General features: G+C 71.8%; 14 protein-coding genes and 1 pseudogene. 8 read left to right on the top strand and 7 right to left on the bottom strand.

All coding sequences use genetic code 11. The annotated features are described in order from the left end of the window. Window positions 1–85: 85 nt before the first annotated feature. Entirely contained in the window at window positions 86–2,797 is a 2,712-nt protein-coding gene (pulA, locus tag AOK03_RS28850; protein ID WP_079075017.1) for a pullulanase-type alpha-1,6-glucosidase, read from the top strand. Window positions 2,798–2,967: 170 nt separating this feature from the next. After that, window positions 2,968–3,309, top strand: a pseudogene (locus AOK03_RS41340) (alpha-amylase family glycosyl hydrolase); the annotation flags it as partial. Between the two features lie 177 nt (window positions 3,310–3,486). Here the strand turns inward: AOK03_RS41340 and AOK03_RS28845 are convergent. Next, a complete protein-coding gene (locus AOK03_RS28845) occupies window positions 3,487–4,542 on the bottom strand; it encodes a chitinase (RefSeq protein ID WP_055568295.1) in 1,056 nt (351 codons plus the stop codon). Window positions 4,543–4,659: 117 nt separating this feature from the next. Further along, complete coding sequence (locus AOK03_RS28840; protein ID WP_055568294.1) at window positions 4,660–5,115, bottom strand: Lrp/AsnC family transcriptional regulator; 456 nt, start codon at window positions 5,113–5,115, stop codon at window positions 4,660–4,662. A 108-nt stretch (window positions 5,116–5,223) separates the two neighbouring features. Here AOK03_RS28840 and AOK03_RS28835 point away from each other — a divergent pair, with 108 nt between their 5' ends. The 3 genes from AOK03_RS28835 (at window position 5,224) to AOK03_RS28825 (ending at window position 9,253) form a co-directional block, all read left to right on the top strand. Beyond that, window positions 5,224–6,276, top strand: coding sequence for an asparaginase (locus AOK03_RS28835; protein ID WP_055568293.1), 1,053 nt, complete (start codon window positions 5,224–5,226; stop codon window positions 6,274–6,276). 119 nt (window positions 6,277–6,395) lie between these two features. Continuing rightward, window positions 6,396–7,805, top strand: coding sequence for an aspartate ammonia-lyase (aspA, locus tag AOK03_RS28830; protein WP_055568292.1), 1,410 nt, complete (start codon window positions 6,396–6,398; stop codon window positions 7,803–7,805). Between the two features lie 161 nt (window positions 7,806–7,966). Continuing rightward, complete coding sequence (locus AOK03_RS28825) at window positions 7,967–9,253, top strand: phosphatase PAP2 family protein (protein ID WP_055568297.1); 1,287 nt, start codon at window positions 7,967–7,969, stop codon at window positions 9,251–9,253. A gap of 21 nt (window positions 9,254–9,274) precedes the next feature. Here AOK03_RS28825 and AOK03_RS28820 read toward each other — a convergent pair whose 3' ends face one another. From AOK03_RS28820 to AOK03_RS28800, 5 genes are all read right to left on the bottom strand, one after another. Further along, window positions 9,275–9,967, bottom strand: a complete 693-nt coding sequence (locus AOK03_RS28820) for an HAD family hydrolase (RefSeq protein WP_055568296.1) — start codon at window positions 9,965–9,967, stop codon at window positions 9,275–9,277. Between the two features lie 26 nt (window positions 9,968–9,993). Beyond that, window positions 9,994–10,476, bottom strand: a complete 483-nt coding sequence (locus AOK03_RS28815; protein ID WP_055568291.1) for an Lrp/AsnC family transcriptional regulator — start codon at window positions 10,474–10,476, stop codon at window positions 9,994–9,996. Between the two features lie 92 nt (window positions 10,477–10,568). Further along, complete coding sequence (locus tag AOK03_RS28810; RefSeq protein ID WP_244177792.1) at window positions 10,569–11,873, bottom strand: ricin-type beta-trefoil lectin domain protein; 1,305 nt, start codon at window positions 11,871–11,873, stop codon at window positions 10,569–10,571. A gap of 142 nt (window positions 11,874–12,015) precedes the next feature. After that, window positions 12,016–13,536, bottom strand: coding sequence for an MFS transporter (locus AOK03_RS28805; RefSeq protein WP_055568289.1), 1,521 nt, complete (start codon window positions 13,534–13,536; stop codon window positions 12,016–12,018). A 104-nt stretch (window positions 13,537–13,640) separates the two neighbouring features. Next, complete coding sequence (locus AOK03_RS28800) at window positions 13,641–14,816, bottom strand: alpha-hydroxy-acid oxidizing protein (RefSeq protein ID WP_055568288.1); 1,176 nt, start codon at window positions 14,814–14,816, stop codon at window positions 13,641–13,643. Between the two features lie 239 nt (window positions 14,817–15,055). On the opposite strand from AOK03_RS28800, the gene AOK03_RS28795 reads away from it, so the two are divergent. The 3 genes from AOK03_RS28795 to AOK03_RS28785 all read left to right on the top strand — a co-directional run. Beyond that, complete coding sequence (locus AOK03_RS28795; protein ID WP_244177791.1) at window positions 15,056–15,481, top strand: ATP-binding protein; 426 nt, start codon at window positions 15,056–15,058, stop codon at window positions 15,479–15,481. 474 nt (window positions 15,482–15,955) lie between these two features. Then, the gene (locus AOK03_RS28790; protein ID WP_055568286.1) at window positions 15,956–18,241 is read left to right on the top strand and encodes an Hsp70 family protein; all 2,286 of its coding nucleotides are present in this window, start codon (window positions 15,956–15,958) and stop codon (window positions 18,239–18,241) included. Window positions 18,242–18,291: 50 nt separating this feature from the next. Then, the coding region (locus AOK03_RS28785) for a dynamin family protein (protein ID WP_055568285.1) at window positions 18,292–20,301 on the top strand (2,010 nt) is incomplete at its 3' end.

Raw genomic sequence — 20,301 nt, 5'->3', positions numbered from 1 at the left:
AGAGAGGTGCGGCCGCCCGGCCCATCCGTGTCCCCGCTGCCGGGCGGCCGCACCTCTCTACCCCACCCCTCAAGGAGAAACCGCCGTGACCGGCTCCCCGCGCCGCGCCGCCGTGACCGTGGCCCTCGCCCTGCTCGCCGCCACCGTGCCCCTGACCGCGACGGCCCTGCAGAGGGCGCCGTCGACGCCGTCCGCCGCGGCCGACCAGGCCGATCCACTGGACCTGTCGAAGTCGCGGGCCCAGTGGATCGACGCGAACACCCTTGCCTGGGACACGGGCACGGGGAGCCGCCACGAGCTCCTGTACGCACCCCGCGGCGGCCTCACGGTCGAGGGCGGCGACATCGGGGGAGCGGCCCACCGACTGCGCCTCACCCCGGTCGAGGGCGGCCTCACCGACGCGCAGCAGGCCGAGTACCCGCACCTCAAGGGCTACGCCGCCTTCACCGTCGACCCCCGCGACCGCGACCGGACCCGCGCCGCCCTCACCGGCCGGCTCGTCGCCACCGCCCGGTCCGCCGACGGCACGCTGCGCGCCGCCACCGGCGTACAGACCCAGGGCGTCCTCGACGACCTGTACGGTCCGGCCGCCCGCAAGGCCACGCTCGGCCCCCGCTTCGCGCACGGCCGCGTCACCCTCTCCGTCTGGGCCCCCACCGCCCAGCAGGTCTCCCTCGACATCGGCGGCCGCACCGTGCGGATGCACCGGGACCGCGCCTCGGGGGTCTGGTCGGCGACCGGGCCCGGCAGCTGGTCGGGCAAGAGCTACCGATACGTCGTCAAGGTGTGGGCGCCGAGCGTGCGCAAGGTCGTCACCAACAAGGTCACCGACCCCTACTCCACCGCTCTCACCACCGGCTCCGAGCGCAGCCTCGCCGTCGACCTGGCCGACCCGAAGCTCGCCCCCAAGGGCTGGGACGGGCTGCGCAAGCCGAAGGCGACCCCGCTGCGCGACGCGCAGATCCAGGAGCTGCACGTCCGGGACTTCTCCGTCGCGGACCGCACGTCGGACCACCCGGGCCAGTACCTGGCGTTCACGGACCGGAAGTCCGACGGCATGAAGCACCTGCGCCACCTGGCCCGCTCCGGCACGTCGTACGTACACCTGCTCCCCGTCTTCGACATCGGCACCGTCCCCGAGCGCCCCTCCGAACGGACCACCCCCGACTGCGACCTGCCCGCGTACGCCCCCGACTCCGACGAACAGCAGGCCTGCGTCACCAAGAGCGCGGGCAAGGACGCGTACAACTGGGGCTACGACCCGTTGCATTACACCGTCCCGGAGGGGTCCTACGCGAGCGACCCCGAGGGCACCCGCCGCACGGTCGAGTTCCGCAGGATGGTGCAGGGGCTGAACGGCTCGGGCCTGCGCACCGTGATGGACGTCGTCTACAACCACACCGTCGCGAGCGGCCAGGCCGACAAGTCCGTGCTCGACAAGATCGTGCCCGGCTACTACCAGCGCCTGGACGCCGACGGCGCGGTGACCACCTCGACCTGCTGCGCCAACACGGCACCCGAGAACGCGATGATGGGCAAGCTCGTCGTCGACTCCATCGTCACCTGGGCCAAGCAGTACAAGGTCGACGGCTTCCGCTTCGACCTGATGGGCCACCACCCCAAGGCCAACGTCCTCGCCGTCCGCAAGGCGCTCGACGCGCTGACCCCGGCGAAGGACGGCGTCGACGGCAAGAGCATCGTCCTGTACGGCGAGGGGTGGAACTTCGGCGAGGTCGCCGATGACGCCCGCTTCGTCCAGGCCACCCAGAAGAACATGGCGGGCACCGGCATAGCGACCTTCTCCGACCGCTCGCGCGACGCGCTGCGCGGCGGGGGCCCGTTCGACGAGGACCCGGGCGTCCAGGGCTTCGCCAGCGGCCTCTACACCGACCCCAACTCCTCGAAGGCGAACGGCACCGAGGCCGAACAGAAAGCCCGCCTCCTGCACTACCAGGACCTCATCAAGGTCGGCCTGTCCGGAAACCTCGCCCGCTTCACCTTCACGGACTCCGCGGGGCGCAGGGTCCGGGGAGCGGACGTCGACTACAACGGCGCTCCGGCCGGATACGCGGCGAATCCCGGTGACGCCCTCTCCTACGCCGACGCGCACGACAACGAATCGCTCTACGACGCCCTCGCCTTCAAGCTGCCCAAGGACACCGGCACGGCCGACCGTGCCCGCATGCAGGTCCTCGCCATGGCGACCGCCTCCCTCTCCCAGGGCCCGGCGCTCTCCCAGGCCGGCACGGACCTGCTGCGCTCCAAGTCCCTGGACCGCAACTCCTTCGACAGCGGCGACTGGTTCAACACGATCAACTGGGACTGCCGCGCGGGCAACGGCTTCGGCCGCGGTCTGCCCCCGGCCGCCGACAACAAGGACAAGTGGCCGTACGCCGAGCCCCTGCTGTCGTCCGCGGCCGCGCTGACCCCGGGCTGCGCGGAGATCAACGGCACGTCGGCCGCGTACCAGGACCTGCTGAGGATCCGGACGACCGAGCCGGAGTTCTCCCCCGCCACGGCGGGACAGGTCCAGTCGGAACTCTCCTTCCCGCTGTCCGGCACCGCGGCCGAGACGCCCGGTGTCATCACCATGCGCCTCGGCGACCTCGTGGTCGTGTTCAACGCGAGTCCGCAGGCGCAGCGCCAGCGCGTCGGCGCGGCCGAGGGCGACCGGTACGCTCTGCACCCGGTGCAGGCCTCCGGCGCCGACCGGACCGTCAAGTCGGCTTCGTACGAGAGGAGGTCGGGCACCTTCACCGTCCCCGCTCGAACGGTCGCGGTCTTCAAGCGCGGCTGAACGCGCGGCTGAGAGCACGGCTGAGCGGCGACGACACCACGGGAGGTCCCATCCCCCACGCACGTTCCCTCCGGGCAACCCTGGCCGCCGTGCTGAGCGCACTGCTCCTCGGCCTGCTGCCCCTCACCGGCGGGGCCGCCCGCGCCGAGGGCGTCGCGTCCGCGACGATGCTGGGCGGAGATCCGCGCAAGGATTCCGTCTACTTCGCGATGACGGCCGCTTCTACGACGGTGACGCCACCAACAACCGGGGCGGCGACCAGCACGTGAAGCCGGGCAACGCCGCGAACGACGACCCCATGTTCCGGGGCGACTTCAAGGGCCTCGCCCAGAAGCTCGACCACATCAAGGGGTTCGGGTTCTCCGCGGTCTGGATCACTCCCGTCGTCCTGAACAGATCCGACTACGACTATCACGGGGTACCACGGCTACGACTTCTACGAGACCGACCCGCGCCTCACCTGGGACGGCGTCTCCTACCAGCAGCTCATCGACCAGGCCCACGCCAAGGGCAACCCCTACGGCACCGAGGGCGCCGCAGCGCAGAAGCATCTGATCGACGCGTACAACAAGTACGTCGACATGGGCGTCGACGGCTTCCGCGTCGACACGAAGACCGTCACCGACGGCCCGTACCTGAAGTGACGGCGGAGGGCGCGGGCCGCCCCGGCCCGCGCCCCCGTCTGCCGGTCAGGTGAGGCGGTTGAAGTTGTCGCCGAACGTCCAGCCCTTGGAGCCGTCCCAGTTGATGGACCAGGTCATCAGGCCCTTGAGGGCGCCGTTGTAGTGGTTCCAGGCCTGGGAGACGAGGCTCGGGGACATGTAGCCGCCACCGGCGCCCGGCTGGGCGGGGAGGCCGGGAACCTGCTTGTCGTAGGGGACCTTGATGGTGGTGCCCTGGATGGTCAGGCCCTTGTTGAGGCAGTCGGTCTGGGCGGTGAAGCCCTGCACGGTGCCCGCGGAGTAGGAGTCGCCGGAGCAGCCGTACATGCTGCCGTTGTAGTACTGCATGTTGAGCCACCACAGGCGGCCGTTGTCCGCGTACTTCTTCACGATCGGCAGGTACGCGCCCCAGATCGAGCCGTAGACGACGCTGCCGCCGGTGACGTACGCCGTCTCGGGGGCCATCGTGAGGCCGAAGCCCGCGGGCATGCGGTCGAGCACGCCGTCGATGATGCGGATCAGGTTGGACTGCGAGGGCGAGAGCTGGTTGATGTTGCCGCTGCCCACCAGGCCCGTCTCGATGTCGATGTCGATGCCGTCGAAGTTGTACTTCTTCAGGATCGGCACGATCGTCTCGACGAAGCGGTCGGCGACCTTGCTGGAGCTCAGGTCGATGCCCGCCGCGGCGCCGCCGATGGACATCAGAATGGTGGCGCCGTCCGCCTTCGCCTGACACATCTCGGCGGGGGTCGCGACCTTCACCGTCGCGTCCATGCCGTCCTCCCACAGGACGGTGCCGTCGGAGCGGATGACGGGGAAGGCCGCGTTGATGACGTTGTAGCCGTGCTGCTTCATGCGGCTGTCGGTGATGGGGGTCCAGCCGAACGGCGGGTGCACGCCGTTGGACGCGCCGTCCCAGTTCTCCCAGTACCCCTGGAGCACCTTGCCCGCGGGTTTCGGCTTGACCGCGCAGGTGTCGGCCCGCGGCGCGGCCGGGTCGGGGGCCGCCGCGGCGGCCGGCAGCTGTGCGACACAGACCAGTGCCAGGGCAGACCCCAGCAGGCGTAACGTCCGACCGATCACGCGGTGCTCCCTGGATGCGGAGGGGATCTGGAGACGTGCCTCGTGCGGTGCGTCAACTTAGGCTGGTACAGACCAGCCGTCAATAGGTCTGTACCAAAGGAGAGTTGGGTCGGGCCCTCAGCCGTCCACGGGCAGGCCCTGCGGTTCCTTGATCCGCTTCATGATGATCTGGGAGTTGACCTCGGTGACCCCCGCCAGCGTGGTGAGCCGTTCGATCCACAGTCGTTCGTACGCGGCGAGGTCGGCGACCGCGATGCGCAGCAGACAGCCGGGGCTGCCGAACAGGCGGTACGCCTCGATGACGTCCGGAACGTCCTGGAGCGCCGCCTCGAAGGCCTCGACGGTCTCGCGGTCGCGGCGCACCTCGATGGAGACGAGCACCTCGAAGCCCCGGCCGACCGCTTCCGGCGCGACCACCGCGCGGTACCCCCGGATCACGCCGTCCAGCTCCAGCTGGCGCACCCGGCGCATGCAGGGCGAGGCGCTGAGGCCGACCCGAGCGGCGAGCTCCTGATTGGTCAGCCGTCCGTCGTTCTGCAGCTCGCGCAAGATGTTGCGGTCGATCTCGTCCATGGCGCAATTATCCACCACGTGTGTTGCACAGGTCTTCGATTTTGGCAAACACATTGCGCAATGTTCGATCTATCCTTGCGGCGAGGCTGCCCACTGCTCAGGGGGCTGATGGTCCTCAGGTTCCCTGGGAGGTACGCAGACGTGGAAGCACAGGCGCGACGGATCGTCGTCATCAGCACCGGCGGGACGATCGCCAGCCGCTGGCAGGGGACTGGCTTCGCCGCCGACGCCCCCGGCCGCGAGGTGCTCGCCACGGCCGCGATACCCCAGGGCATCACCTCCGAGGTCATCGACCTGTTCAACGTGAACAGCCCGCGTCTGACCTCCGCCCAGCAGCTCACCCTCCTGCGCACCGTGCACGAGGTCCTCGCCGACCCCGGTGTCGACGGCATCGTCGTCACCCACGGCACGGACACCCTCGAGGAGTCCGCCTTCCTCCTCGACCTGCACCACGACGACCCCCGGCCGGTCGTCTTCACCGGCGCCCAGAAGCCGCTCGGTGCCGAGGACGGCGACGGCCCCGGCAACCTCTACGACGCGCTGCTCACCGCCGCGACCGTGCGCGACCTCGGCGTGCTGGTCGTCTTCGACGGCAAGGTGCACGCCGCCCGCGGCACCGTGAAGACCCAGACCCTCGCCGCCGACGCCTTCGCCGACCCGTCCGGGCCGCCCGTCGGCAAGGTCGGATTCGGCAAGATCTCGATCCTGCACCGCCCGGAGCGCCCCGCGCCGCTGCCGCTGCCCGCCGCCGACGTGACCCTGCCGCGCATCGACATGGTCATGCACCACGTGGACGCCGACCCGCTGTTCGTGGAGACGGCCGTCGCGGCGGGCGCCCAGGGCATCGTGCTCGTCGCCACCGGCGCGGGCAACGCGACCCCCGAGTTCGTCGGCGCCGTCACCGACGCCATCGACAAGGGCGTCCTGGTCGCCCTCACCACCCGCGTCCAGGGCGGTCCCGTCACCGAGATCTACACGCACGGCGGAGCGGTCGACCTCGCCGCGGCCGGAGCGGTTCTCACCGGCACGTTGCGTGCCGGTCAGGCGCGTACCGCGGTCCTCGCGGCGCTGCTTTCGGCCTCCGGCCCGGAGGAGCGGATCGAAGCCCTGCGCCACGGCGTCGGTCCGGCGGCGGCGTGGGACGAGGCCGCTGCCGCCTGACTCCGTTCGTCTGCGGGCGCGTCCGTGGCCGATCGCGCCCGCGCGGTGAAGCCGCACATGTCCCGGCCCCGCGCCCCCGACGGGGCGCTTCAGTCTCCGGAAGAGAACAAGCAAGCATCATGAGCACCACCCCTGCCCCCGCCCTGCGCCGCGAGCACGACCTGCTCGGCGACCGTGACGTCCCCGCCGAGGCGTACTGGGGCATCCACTCCCTGCGCGCCACCGAGAACTTCCCCATCACGGGCATCCCGATCTCCGTGTACCCGCAGTTGATCGACGCGCTCGCCGCCGTCAAGGAGGCCGCGGCCCGCGCCAACGAGGAGCTGGGACTGCTCCCCGCGGCCAAGGCCGACGCCATCGCGGCGGCCTGCCGGGAGATCCGGGCGGGACGGCTGCACGACCAGTTCGTCGTCGACGTCATCCAGGGCGGCGCCGGCACCTCCACCAACATGAACGCCAACGAGGTCGTCGCCAACCGCGCCCTTGAGCTCCTCGGGCACCCCAAGGGGGCGTACGAACACCTGCACCCCAACGAGGACGTCAACCTCAGCCAGTCCACCAACGACGTCTACCCGACCGCCGTGAAGGTCGCGACGGTCAGCGCCGTCCACGGCCTGCTGCGCGCGATGTCGGTGGTGCAGGACGCGTTCGCGGCGAAGGCGCTGGAGTTCCGCGACGTCCTGAAGATGGGGCGCACGCAGCTCCAGGACGCGGTGCCGATGACGCTCGGCCAGGAGTTCTCGGCCTACGCCGTGATGATCGACGAGGACCGGGCGAGGCTCGCCGAGGCCGTCGAGCTCATCCACGAGATCAACCTCGGTGCCACCGCCATCGGCACGGGCCTCAACGCGCCCGCCGGATACGCCGAGACCGCCCGCCGCCACCTCGCCGAGATCACCGGCATGCCGCTGGTGACCGCCGCCAACCTGGTCGAGGCGACCCAGGACTGCGGCGCCTTCGTGCACCTGTCCGGCGTCCTGAAGCGCATCGCGGTCAAGCTCTCCAAGAGCTGCAACGACCTGCGGCTCCTCTCCTCGGGCCCCCGCGCGGGCCTCAACGAGATCAATCTGCCGCCGGTGCAGGCCGGGTCGAGCATCATGCCGGGCAAGGTCAACCCGGTGATCCCCGAGGTCGTCAACCAGGTCGCCTTCGAGGTGATCGGCAACGACGTCACGATCACCATGGCCGCCGAGGCGGGTCAGCTCCAGCTCAACGCCTTCGAGCCGGTCATCCTGCACTCGCTCGCCAAGAGCATCACCTCGCTGCGCGCGGCCTGCCTGACGCTCGCCGAGCGCTGCGTGGTGGGCATCACAGCCAACACGGACGTGCTGCGCGCCTCGGTGGAGACCTCCATCGGCCTGGTCACCGCGCTCAACCCGCACATCGGATACACCGCGGCCACGGAGATCGCCCAGGAGGCGCTGAGCACCGGCCGGGGCGTCGCCGAACTTGTTCTGGAGAAGGGCCTGTTGCCCGCGGAACGCCTCGCGGAGCTGCTCACCCCCGAGCGAGTGGCCGGAGCTGCCTGACCGGCGCCGGGCTCGGATAGCATGATCCGGCCCCCGGCGAGAGTGAGCTTTTCAGCCCACGCACCTAACAAACGGCCAGAACATTGATATCTAAAGCACCGCGGATATCTCCGCGCACAGACCGCACACAGCTGCTCTCGGCGCTGCGCAAGCCCCGGGTACTGCTGTGGGGCGCGGCCGGACTGGTCACCCTCGGGTTCCTCGTCGCGCTGGAGTTCGCCGCGCGTCACTACGGTCTGCCGGGGCCGATCGCCAACCAGGCCGGCGAGGTGATCTTCGCGCCGAAGTCGGGGCCGCTGCTGTACGCCAGCATGGCGCTGATGATGGTGGTGCTCACCTGGCGGCAGCGGTTCATCGCCGCCGGTGTCGCGATCGGCATCGACGTCGTCTTCTTCCTGGTGCGCTGGATGGTCGGCGCCGACCAGATGTTCGGCAACGGCGCGCTGTGGGTGATCCTCGGCTGCGGGGTCATCGCCGTCACGCGCCGCACCGGACCGGAACGGGTGCTGCTGCTGAAGGGCGTCGGGCTCGGCCTGCTGCTCGTGGCGGGCCGCAAGACCGGTGACGCCTGGCTGCTCATCACGTCGAAGACCCGCCCGACGGTGCTCGATCCGTACGTGGCCGTGGCCGACCACGCGCTGGGCAACCCGTCGTGGCTGGTCGGCCGCATGGTCGAGGCCACGGGGCCGGTCGGCTCCCACATCCTCGACTGGGTCTACATCCAGCTCGCGGTGGCCGCGGTCTGCGTCTCGCTGTACCAGCTGCGCAACGTCGCGAGGGACGGCCGCTTCCCGGGCCACTACCTGGTGCGCACCTTCCTGGTGATCGGCCTGGTCGGACCCGCCATCTACATGATCTTCCCGGTGGTCGGCCCGATCTTCGCCTACGGGGACGGCGCGTTCGGCACCGGCGGCCAGCACTGGGCGCTCGCCGACCTGTGGCCGCACACACCGCCGCCGGTCAGCACCCCGCACGCGATGCCGTACGACGGGATCACCCCGCGCAACTGCATGCCCAGCCTGCACACCGCATGGGCCACCGCGATCTTCATCCACTCCCGCAAGGGTCCACGACCGCTGCGCTACGCAGGCACCTTCTGGCTGCTCGCGACGCTCGGCGCCACCCTGGGCTTCGGCTACCACTACGGCGCCGACATCATCGCCGGAGTCGTGTTCGCGTTCACCATCGACGCGGCCATGCGCTCGCTCGACCGCGGCTGGGACCGGGCGGGAATCCGTCTCGTCGCCTACGGCACGGGCGTCTTCGCCGCACTCCTGGTGTCCTACCGCTACCTGCCGATGCAGATGGCCGAGTACCCCTGGGTGTTCGGACCGCTGCTCATCCTCGCGATGGCCTCGGTGGTCCAGGGCTACATGTGGACCACCCGGCTATGGGAGCCGAAGGCGGCGCCCGCGCAGAAGCCGGAACCGCAGCCCGAGCTGGTCTGAGGCGCGGCCGGGCCGCCGCCCTCAGCGCCCCCGGCCGGCCGCCAGCACGTCCAGCGCTGCCTGCGCCGTGAACTCGTGCTGGCCGCCCCGGAACAGCAGCTCCGCAGCCGCGAAGGCCGGGTCGTCCGCGTGGGCGGCGACATAGGGGACCGCGACGCAGCGCATGCCCGCCGCGTGCGCCGCCGCGGCCCCCGGCGCCGCGTCCTCGAAGACCACGCAGTCCGCGGGCTCCGCGCCGAGCAGCGCGGCGGCCGCGAGGAACACGTCCGGCGCCGGCTTGCCGCGCGGGACCTCCTCGGCGGAGACGAACGTGGTCAGCCGGGCGTCCAGGCCCGTGCCGGCCAGGATCGCCTCGATCGCCGCGCGCGAGGAACCCGACGCCACGGCCATGGGCACACCCGCGTCGTGCAGCTCTTCGACGAGCTTGCGCATCTCCGGGTAGACCGGGGTGTCGGCGCGGGCCAGCGCCAGATAGCGCCGGTCGAGGTCGGCGAGCAGGTCGGCCACCGATGCCGCGATCCCGTACTCCCGCTGCCAGAGCGCGAGGGTCTCGTGGGAGCTGATGCCGACGTACTGCTCGTTGTCGGCCCAGGTGTACTCCCGGCCCGTGCGCTCGGCGAGCAGGGCCCGTGAGGCTTCGTAGTAGTTGGGCTCGCTGTCCACGAGAGTGCCGTCGAGGTCGAAGACGACCGAGGTCCTGCCGAAGGTGCTCATGACCTCCAGCATGCCAAACCGCCTGGTCATCCCTGCCCGGTGGCGGACCTGCCGACCGATTCGACCAGCGGGAGCAGCCGGTGCGGCACTCGCTCGCGCAGCGCCATCTCCGTCCGGGTGCGCACCACGCCGGGCAGGTTGATCAGCTGCTGGATGACGTCCTCCAGGTGCCCGTTGTCGCGGGCCGCGACCCGGGTCAGCAGATCGCCGCCGCCCGTGATCGAGTGCGCCTCGATGATCTCCGGCACGGCGGCGAGCGCGTCCCCCACCTCGTCCAGATGCCCCTGCGTGACCTCGATGTGGACGAAGGCGAGCACGGGGTGGCCGAGCGCGGCGGGGGAGAGGAAGGGGCCCGTGCCGGTGATCACGCCGTCCCGCTCCATGCGGTCGAGCCTGGCCTGCAGGGTGCCGCGGGCGATGCCGAGGACGCGGGCGTACTCGCGCAGGCTGGTGCGGGGCTGTTCGAGGAGCAGCCGGAGGATGCGGGTGTCGAGTTCGTCGACGGCCATGGTGCGGGGTTCTCCCAGGTGGGCGGGGCTGAACGCAGGTGACTGTAGCCGCTCCGGCTGCTCCCGCGGACGCGCCCGCCCACCTCGGCGCGCTACTTGGGCGTGACCCAGACCTGGCGCTTGTACGAGTTCGCCGTGTAGAGCTGGACCTTGGTGCTGTTGGCGGTCGAGCCGCCCTTCACATCGAGCACCTTGCCGGACGCGACGTGCACGATCTGGCCCTTGGCGTTGACCTTCCAGCGCTGGGAGGCGCCGCCGGTGCAGTCCGAGAGGGCGATCTTGTTGCCGTTGGTGCTCGCGTTGCGGTAGTTGTCCAGGCACTTGCCCAGGGCGCGGATCGAGCCGTCCTTCTGCAGGATCCAGGACTGCCCGGGGCCCTTGTTGCAGGTGTAGATCTGGATCTGGGTGCCGTTGGCTGCCTTGCCGCCCTTGGTGTCCAGGCACTTGCTGCCGATGCCGGTCACCTTGCCCTGCGGGGGCAGCGCGGCGCCGCCGCCCTTGGCGAGGTAGCGCAGGCCCTGCATGTCGTACTGCTGGACGTAGGTGCCCGCGCGCTTGTCCTGGTAGGCGGTGGTGGGCGTGCACATCACCGGGAACTGGCCGGAGTCCGAACCCTTGACGCAGTCGCCGCGGGTCGCGCTGCGGTTGGCGTGCCCGAGGCCCATCGTGTGCCCGAGCTCGTGGCTGATGTGGTTGCGGAAGTAGGTCTCGCCCATGGAGGGGGCGGGCTTGCCGGTCGAGGTGAGGAACTCGTCGTCGATGTACGCGTGCCCGCTGGTCACCGTGTCGGCGACGGACGAGGAGTAGAAGCCGCAGCTCAGGCTCTTGCTGCCGGAGCCGTCGCGGACCACCTTCCAGCCCGTGGAGCCGCCGTCCGCCGGGGGCACACAGGGCCGGTGCAGGACGCCGACGACGATCTCGCCCTTGGGCCGGACGTAGTCCCAGCCGACCGGCCGCGTGTCGACATCGATGGGAAGCGTCGTGACGCGCTGGAGGTCCGCGGCGGACCGCTTCACGTAGGGCGCGAGCCAGTCGGCGGACTTCTTGTCGTAGAACTTGATGGTGTAGCCGGAGGCGAGGTACTTGGACGCGCCGCCCGAATTCCAGCCCACGCCGTGCGGGGCGGCCGCGGCGGCCTGCCCGGACGGGGCCGACTGCGCCGCCGAGCGCGCCGACTCGAACGACATGACGCCGTCCTCGAAGGACGTCCCGTCCGAGCGGGTGGCGCCGAAGTCCGCCACCTCGGCGGCCGGGTGGGCCGACGTCGGCTTTTCGTCGCCGCCGGTGCCGAACGCGACGGGCGACAGCTGGACCCCCGCCACGACGGCCGCCGCGGCGCCCACGCCGGCCATCGCCATGCGGCGCCTGCGCGCGCCGCGCTTACGTATGGAACTCAATTCCCCGTTGTCCTCTCACTGACGAGCATGGGTCGGCCCCGGGTCCGCTCCAGCGAGGGATCCGGGGCCGAACAGATGATAGGCGTGAAGTGAGGTTCTGTTGTTGCCAGTTGTGACGCCTGTGACGCGGCGCACCGCTCGGTCAGTGCGCGTCCTCCGTCGGGCGCAGGCCCTTGGGGATCTTCGCCCAGGTGAGCGCCGCGGCGGCCAGCGGCAGCGCGGCCGCCATCAGGAACGTCGGCGTCATACCGGAGGTGAACGCGTCGGCGGCCCGCGTCAGCAGCTGGGCGCCGGCCGGGCCCGTGAGCTCGGAGGCCACCCGGGCCGCCTCGCCGATCGAGTCGCTGACGGACGCCGTGGTGTCGGCCGCGAGACCCAGGTCCGGCAGGTTCACGCGGTACAGCGCGGTGGCGATGCTGCCGAGCACGGCCACGCCCATCGCGGCGCCGAGTTCGTAGCAGGTCTCCTCGACCGCCGCCGCGCCGCTGACGTCCTCGGCCGGGGTGGCGGCCATCAGCGTCACGGACGCGGCGGTCGTCGCGATGCCGACGCCGCAGCCGAGCACCGCGAGCGAGACGGCGACCGCGCCGTAGCCGAGCGGACCCGACAGCTGGAGCAGCCACGGCAGGGCGAGCCCCGCCGTCATGACCAGCAGGCCGCCGCCCATGACGTGGCGGATCGGCAGCCGGTGCATCAGCGCCGGGGTGATCAGCGAGGTGAGGACCAGGCCGAGGGGCGCGGGCAGCAGCCGGATGCCCGCTTCCAGCGGGGAGTAGCCCTGTCCGTACTGGAACCACTGGGTGATCAGGAACAGCGCCGAGCCCAGCGCGATCATGCCGAGGAAGATCGAGGCCGCGGCGATGGCGAAGGGGCGGGACACGAAGAGGCGTACCTGCAGCAGCGGGTGGTCCAGGCGCAGCTGTCGGCGTACGAAGACGGTGAGGGTCACCGCGGCGACGACGAGGAGGGCCCAGGCGGCGGGGTCGGCGGGGCCGCCCTTGCCGAGCTGCTTGATGCCGCCCGCGAGGGCGAGCATGCCGACGACGGACTGGCCGACGCCCCACCAGTCCCAGCGGCCCTCACGGGGCTGATGGGACTCGGGCAGGATCCACAGACCGAGCGCGATGATCACCAGCGCGACGGGAATGTTGATCAGGAACGCGGACTGCCAGCCGTTGTGCTCCACCAGCAGGCCGCCGACGACCGGACCGAGCGCCATGCCGCCGCCGAAGACGGCCGACCACACCGCGTAGGCGAGGGCGCGCTCGCGGGCGTCGGTGAAGACCTTCCGCAGGATCGACAGGGTGGCCGGCATGATCGTCGCGCCACCGGCGCCGAGCAGCGCGCGGGCGGCGATGACCTGCCAGGCGGCGGTCGCGAAGACGGCGAGCAGCGAGGCGACGGCGAAGACGCCGAAGCCGATCAGAAGCAGCCGCTTGCGGCCCCAGCGGTCACCGAGCGCGCCCGCGGTCACGAGGAGGCCGGACAGCACCAGGGCGTAGATGTCGATGATCCACAGCTGCTGCACGGCGCTGGGCCGCAGGTCGGAGACGAGGGAGGGGAAGGCGACGTTCAGGATCGTGGTGTCCATGGCGATCAGCAGGAGACTGCCGGAGAGGATCGCGAGGACGGCCCAGCGCCGTGGATCACGTTGCGGGGTCATGTGGGGTAACACCTCAGTTTCGAATGAGACATCAATGTCTCACACGAAACGGACGAGTGTCCACTGAACCGTCGGGGCGCCAGGCCGGTCACCGCATGTGCCGGTCACCGCACGTGCTGGAGCGCCTCCGGAGTGAGGTCCGCCAGGGTCGGATAGCCGTCGACGGCCATGAGCAGATCGGCCTCGGCGAGCAGCGAGCGCAGCACGTGCGTGACCCCGTCGGCCCCGCCGATGCCGAGGCCGTACGCGTACGGGCGCCCCACCCCGACGGCGGTCGCACCGAGCGCGACGGCCTTGACGATGTCCGCGCCGCTGCGCACCCCCGAATCGAAGAGGACGGGCAGCCCGCCGGCGGCCTCGACCACCGCGGGCAGCACGTCGAGCGCGGGCAGCCCGCCGTTGGCCTGGCGCCCGCCGTGGTTGGAGCAGTAGATGCCGTCCACCCCGCCGTCCCTGGCCCGGCGCACGTCCTCGGGGTGGCACAGGCCCTTCACGACGAGAGGCAGGGACGTCAGGGAGCGCAGCCACGGCAGGTCGTCCCAGGTGAGCGGGTTGCCGAAGACCTGCACCCACTTGAGGACCGCGGACTGCGGGTCCTGCTCGGGGTCGGCGGGCAGCTGGGCGCGGAACACCGGGTCGCTGGTGTAGTTGGCCAGGCAGTGCCCGCGCAGCTGGGGGAAGTTGGAGGTGCTCAGGTCGCGCGGCCGCCACCCGGTGATCCAGGTGTCCATGGTGACGACGATCGCCTTGAACCCGGACTTCTCCGCCCGGCGCACCAGGCTCTCGGCGAGTGCGCGGTCGGTCGGCGTGTACAGCTGGAAGAAGCCGGGCGTCTCGCCGAGCTCGGCGGCGACCTCCTCCATCGGATCGGTGGCCAGAGTGGAGGCGATCATCGGAACCCCGGTCCGCGCCGCCGCCCGCGCGGTCGCGAGATCGCCGTGCCCGTCCTGCGTACAGATGCCCAGCACCCCGATGGGCGCCATGAACAGGGGAGAGGGCAGCGTCATGCCGAACAGGTCGACGGAGAGATCGCGCTCGGCGGCTCCCACGAACATGCGCGGGATCAGCCCCCAGCGGTCGAACGCGGTGACGTTGGCATCCTGCGTACGTTCGTCGCCCGCGCCGCCCGCGACGTACGAGACGACCGAGGGAGGCATCGCGGCATGGGCGCGCGCCTCCAGTTCGGCGTACTTCATGGGGTACTTGGGGACGACGCCGCGCAGACCGTCGAGGTAGATCTCGTCCTGGTAGTCCTTGAAAGGGCGGGGCGTCGGATGCATGGGCGGCCTTTCCCGGTACGGAGGATCGCAAGACCGCTCAGTCTGGTTTGAAGCTGATGTCAAGGTCAATGCATGGCCGTCCACGCGCGGCCGGAGAAGCGGCAACGAGCGGATTGGGGATCTGTCCGCCAGGGAATCACCGTGAGGCAGGACAGGTCGCGCCGCATGTGGAGCGACCCCGGTGGCGGCGTTGGTCGCGGGTGGACACCGGTCCGTCTCAGGGAGGGGAGTGAGCTGCCATGCGTGCGCAACAGCACGCCCATCGGCCCACGGAACGGGTGGAGTACGCACTGCCGAAGGAGCCCGCGTCCGCGGGCCGCGCGCGGAAGCTGGCCTCGGGGTTCCTCGCGGGCTCCCGGCGCCGCAAGACGGAGGTGGACGCCGAGCGGGTGGACGACGCCGCGCTGATCGTCTCCGAGCTCGTGTCCAACGCACTGCGGCACGGAGACGGCGGCTGCAGGCTGAGCGTGGTGGTGTCCGGCGGCCGGGTGACCGTCGAGGTCACCGACGCCAGTCCTGAGCACCCCCGGTTCCAGAGGCACAGCATGGACAACACGGACAAGGAGAGCGGGCGCGGCCTGGCGATGGTCCGGCACCTCACCCGTCGCCTGGAGGTCGTGGGCGCACACCACGGCGGCAAGACGGTGCGGGCGGTGCTTGCCTGAACCCTGAGCCGGGGCAGGAGATCCCCGGCGCCGCCTCGTCTCCGAGCGCGGTCCCGCCGCTCCCCGGAAAGCCCCCGGACCCGGCCGGTGTACCGGTCGGCCTACGCGCAAGTCCCGGGCACCCCGTACTACGACGGGACGACTTGCGCGCGGGTCGGGCCCCGGCGATCGAGGCGGGCACGGGAGTCGCCCTACGGTGGGAACCGGCCGCGCTCCGCAGGAGTTGGCTCGCGCGGCCGCTCTCGGGGGCGGGTGATGCGTCGTGGATCCGACGCACGGCACGGCGAGACGGGTTCCGGACAGTGGGCCGGTGACCCGCTGCAGGGCGGGGGACAATGCGGCGTTCGCCGCGCTCGCCCCATGCCCAGGTCCCGGTCGGCTTCCACGGCACCGCGCGCTGCCACCCCTGGCCGGTGGGCCGTTGGACGGCGACGCCTCGGAGAGCCGTGAGTGACGGAGAACGGGGGGACGACCATGGAACAGCCCGTCCTGGCCATCGACTTCGGGACGTCGGCCTCCTCGGCCGCGCTGCTGACCGAATCGGGCACCCGGCTCCTGAAGGAGCGCGCCACCGGCGCGTGGGCCTGGCCGTCGGCGGTCTGCCTGCGGGACGACACCCTGCTGATCGGCACCCCGGCGGAGCACCGCAAGAAGGTGCGCCCCGAGCTGTACCGCAGCGAGTTCAAGCGGGACATCGGGCAGGACGCCCCGATCCCGCTCGGCGAGAGCTCGTTCGCACCCGGCGACCTCGTGTCCCGGGTGCTCGCGGCCTTCCGGGACGAGGCGGAGCGGCTGCTCGGCGGGCCGGTGGACCGGGCCGTGCTCACCGTGCCCGCCGCGTACGGCCCCGCGGACCCGCGGCGGCAGGTGATGCTGCAGGCCGGCCGGGCCGCGGGCTTCGCCGCCGTCGAACTCCTCGCCGAACCGGCCGCCGCCGCGTACGCACCCGTGGCGGGCAAGCCCGTCGGCCCCGGACAGACCCTCCTCGTCTACGACTTCGGCGGCGGCACCTTCGACACCGCACTCGTGCGCCTGCGCGCGGGCGGCAGCCACGAGGTCCTCGGGCACGACGCGCTCGACGACTGCGGCGGCAGCGACATCGACGCGCTCCTGCTCACCGAGATCCGCAGGCGCGGGGGCGAGGCGATGGCGGCCGCGCTGCGCCCGGCCGCACAGACGGCGGGTGCGCGCACGGCGGCCCGCAGGAACGCCCTCGAACTGGGCGACTTCGCCCGCCGCCTCAAGCACCAGCTGAGCGCGGACAGTTACGTGGAGGACATCTTCGGGTCGACCGACGTCGTCGTCGAACTCGATCGCAAACGCTTCGTCAAGATCATCGAGCCCCTCCTGACCCGCACCGTCGACTGCTGCCGGAACCTGCTGACCGCGGCGGAACTGACGATGGAACAAGTCGACGCCGTGCTCCTGGTCGGCGGCACCACCCGCATGCCCGCCGTCGCCGACCTCGTCCAGCAGGCGCTCGGCCGCCCGCTGCGCTCCGTCGAGGACCCCGAGCTCGCCGTGGCACAGGGCGCGGCGCGATGGGCCTCGCACGCCGCCGAGCGCCACCTCGTCCCGGCGGACCACCCGCGCGGCGAGCGCCCGCTGAGCTGGCAGTTCGCCGACGGCACGGTCGAGCTCGTGCAGTGGCTCCAGGCGCCGGGCGCCTCCTATGCGGCGGGTGAGGCGCTCGCCCTGGCCCGCCCGTCCGACGGCAGCCTGTGGGAGCTGCGCGCCGAGGGCCGCCCCGGGCGGATCGTCGCCCAGCACGCGGCGGTGGGCCAGACCGTCGTGTCGGGGGACTGGCTGGTCACCGTGGGCTCACCGGAGGACCAGGGGGCCACGGAACCCCGCGGCTCCACGACCGGGTGGCTCTCCGAGGGGTGGCTGCTGCGCACGGTGCGGCACGCCAAGGACAGCGAGGTCGTCGCGCCGTCGCTCAGCGCCGACGGGCAGTGGCTGGCCACCGGGGCGTCCGACGGCACGGCCTGCGTGCTGGAGATGACCTCCGGCCGGACCCTGACGACCGTGCGGCACGCCGAACCCGTGCTGAGCGTGGCCGTGGGCGACGGCGGCACGCTGCTGGCCTCGGGCGCCCGGGGTCCGGACGCCCGGCTGAGCCGACGCTCCGACTCCGTCGTGGTCTCCACCCACGGCGACTGGGTGCGGGCGGTGGCGGTGACCGAGGACGGGCACTGGTTCGCCTCGGGCTCCGACGACGCGGTCGCGCACGTCTGGGACGTACGGGCGCGCCGCCGCATCGCGAGCCTGCGGCACGAGAGCTGGGTGCTCGCCCTCGCCCTGAGCGCCGACGGAAGCGTGCTGGCCACGGGGGACCGCGACGGCACCTGCCGTGTCTGGTCGGTGCCGGACGCCGCGGAGACGTGGTCGTTTCCCTACGGCGCCGCCGTGAACGGGGTCTCCCTGAGCGCGGACGGCAGACGGCTGGCCGTCGGTGCGCAGACCGGCCGCGTCCACGTGTGGGACGTGACGCAGCGGGAGTGCCTCCTGACCCTGGACCACACCGCCGCCGTGAACTCGGTCTCCCTCAGCGCGGACGGGAGCCTGCTCGCGGTCGCCCCCGCCCTCAGGGCGGCACAGGTCAGGGCCGTCGACACGGACCGGCTGCTCTGCGAGATCGCGCATCCCGAGGCGCTGACCGGCGCCTCCCTCAGCGGCGACGGACGCCGCCTCGCCACCTCCTGCCAGGACGGCACGGCCCGGGTCTGGGCGCTCACCCAGGAGGACCCGGCGGGCTGACCGCCGACCAGGAGCTGCCGACCAGGAGCTCTCGTACGAAGGGGGAGAGCATGCGGACGTACGACACGCTGCGGACCGAAGTCCTCGGCCTGCTCACGGGGTTGCTGCGGGCGGCGGAGGAGCAGGGGGCGGCGGAGACCGTGCGGCGTCTCGGCGCGGCCCGCGACCGGCTGCGCGAGGGCCGGCTGACCGTGGTCGTCTGCGGCGAGTTCAAGCGCGGCAAGTCCAGCTTGCTGGGGGCGCTCCTCGAGGATCCCGACCTCTTCCCGGTGGACACGACGTACGCCACGCGCCTCGTGACGACGGTCCGGCACGGCGGGACGGAGCGGATCACCGTACTGCTCGACGGCGCGGACCAGGGCGGCGCCGGTGTGGAAGCGGAGCAGGACGGAGCCGGGGCGGAGGCGGACCAGGGCGGGTCCGGGGCGAAACTGGAACAGCGCACCATCGGCCGCTCCGAGATCGCGGACTACGCCACCGAGAGCGGCAACCCCCACAACGTGCGCCGCGCCCGCCTGGTGGAGATCGAGACCCCCAACCCGCGGCTGGCCTCCGGCGTGACCGTCCTGGACACTCCCGGCGTCGGAGGTGTCTACCGCGAGCACACCGCCGTGACCGCCGCCTTCCTGCCCAGCGCGGACGCCCTCCTCTTCGTCGCGGACGCCACCCAGCCGCTGACCGAGAGCGAGCTGGTCTTCCTGCGCCAGGCGGCCGAGGCCGCCAAGGTCACCGATGACGTCGACGGCATCGTTTTCGTCCTCACCAAGACGGACGTCCCCACCGACACCGCGGGCATCCGTGAGAACACCGTCGCCAAGCTCGCCGAGGCCACCGGGCGCCGCGCCGACGAGCTGCCGCTCGTGGCCGTCTCGAACCTGGCGAAACTGCGCCACCTCGAATCCGGCAGCGAACGCCATCTCGCCCTGAGCAACTTCCCCGCCCTGGAAGCCTTGTTGTGGCAGGCGCTGGCGCGCCGCCGCGCGAAGCTCCTGCTCGGCGGCGCCCTGGCCGACCTCGACGCGGCGGCGCTCGCCCTGCTGCGGCCCGTGGAGACGGAGCTCGAAGTGCTCGCGGAACAGACGCAGAGCGAACTGGCTTGCCTGGAGGGCGAGTTGGAGTTGCACAAGACGCGCCTCGCGGGTCTCGGGAAGGGTGAGGCGGGATGGCGGGCGGAGCTGCGGCGGCAGTTCGCCGCGCTCGGCCGCAAGCTGCGCAGCGAGGGCCGCGAAGGCCTCGACCGGGTGTGGAACACCTTCCAGACCGACTACCTCTACCGGGACATGTTCCTCGCCGCCCCCGAACGCCTCGTCGGACAGCTCTCCACGGACGCCGGGGCCGTCGTCGCGGGCATCGACACCCTGGCGAGCCGCCGGTCGGCGCGGATCCTGCGCGAGTTCAGCGCCGTGCACGGCCTCGAACTCGCCGAGCAGAAGGTCGGCACGCTGCCCGACCCGCCGGTTCCCTCGCTGAAGGTGACGGGCCGCCTCGGCGACGAGCGCGCCCCGGGCGGCGGAATGCGTGCCGTTCGTGAGACGTCCTTCGGTACGTCGATGGGCGCGGGCATGGGCTTCGTGATCGGCAGCTTCGTGGGCCCCGGCCCCGGCAGCGTGATCGGCGCCGCCATCGGGGCGCTGGTCGGCGCGGGCATCAGCCTGACCAGCACCGTCCGCACCTCGCGGCACTCCGACCGGAGACAGCAGCGCCACAGCCTGCAGACCGAGTTGGCGCCCCTGCGCGCGACCCAGCAGCGGCACGTCGAGGACGCGGTCGCCGAGATGACCGAGGAACTGATCACCGCCGTCATGGCGGAACTGGACAGCCGGATCCGCCAGGAGCACGAGAGCGTCAGCGCGTCCCTGGCCCGGATCGGCGACGCCCGGGCGGCGACCCGTGCCCAGGCGGCCGAGCGCACCACGCGGCTGCGGCAGCGCCGGGCACCCCTCCTGGACGCGCGCAAGAAGGCCGTGTCCTTGGGCGCGGAGGCGGCGGCGCTGGGGCGCGCGAGGCCGAAACGCGCGGAACCGAAGCCCGGTCCCGCGGAGAAGGCGGAGAAGGCCGAG

It is taken from the genome of Streptomyces atriruber, from assembly GCF_001418325.1.
In the GTDB taxonomy this organism is placed as follows: Bacteria; Actinomycetota; Actinomycetes; order Streptomycetales; family Streptomycetaceae; genus Streptomyces; species Streptomyces atriruber.
The sequence above is the reverse complement of the archived record's forward strand: the minus strand, read 5'-3'. Positions and strand labels throughout refer to the sequence as shown.

What these genes read in the sequence shown, in the direction of transcription:
- AOK03_RS28835 (WP_055568293.1), top strand. Translation starts at nt 5,224, where the DNA reads ATGGTCCTCAGGTTCCCTGGGAGGTACGCAGACGTGGAAGCACAGGCG.
- AOK03_RS28790 (WP_055568286.1), top strand. Translation starts at nt 15,956, where the DNA reads ATGGAACAGCCCGTCCTGGCCATCGACTTCGGGACGTCGGCCTCCTCG.
- AOK03_RS28805 (WP_055568289.1), bottom strand. Translation starts at nt 13,536, where the DNA reads ATGACCCCGCAACGTGATCCACGGCGCTGGGCCGTCCTCGCGATCCTC.
- aspA (WP_055568292.1), top strand. Translation starts at nt 6,396, where the DNA reads ATGAGCACCACCCCTGCCCCCGCCCTGCGCCGCGAGCACGACCTGCTC.
- AOK03_RS28795 (WP_244177791.1), top strand. Translation starts at nt 15,056, where the DNA reads ATGCGTGCGCAACAGCACGCCCATCGGCCCACGGAACGGGTGGAGTAC.
- AOK03_RS28840 (WP_055568294.1), bottom strand. Translation starts at nt 5,115, where the DNA reads ATGGACGAGATCGACCGCAACATCTTGCGCGAGCTGCAGAACGACGGA.
- AOK03_RS28800 (WP_055568288.1), bottom strand. Translation starts at nt 14,816, where the DNA reads ATGCATCCGACGCCCCGCCCTTTCAAGGACTACCAGGACGAGATCTAC.
- AOK03_RS28820 (WP_055568296.1), bottom strand. Translation starts at nt 9,967, where the DNA reads ATGAGCACCTTCGGCAGGACCTCGGTCGTCTTCGACCTCGACGGCACT.
- AOK03_RS28815 (WP_055568291.1), bottom strand. Translation starts at nt 10,476, where the DNA reads ATGGCCGTCGACGAACTCGACACCCGCATCCTCCGGCTGCTCCTCGAA.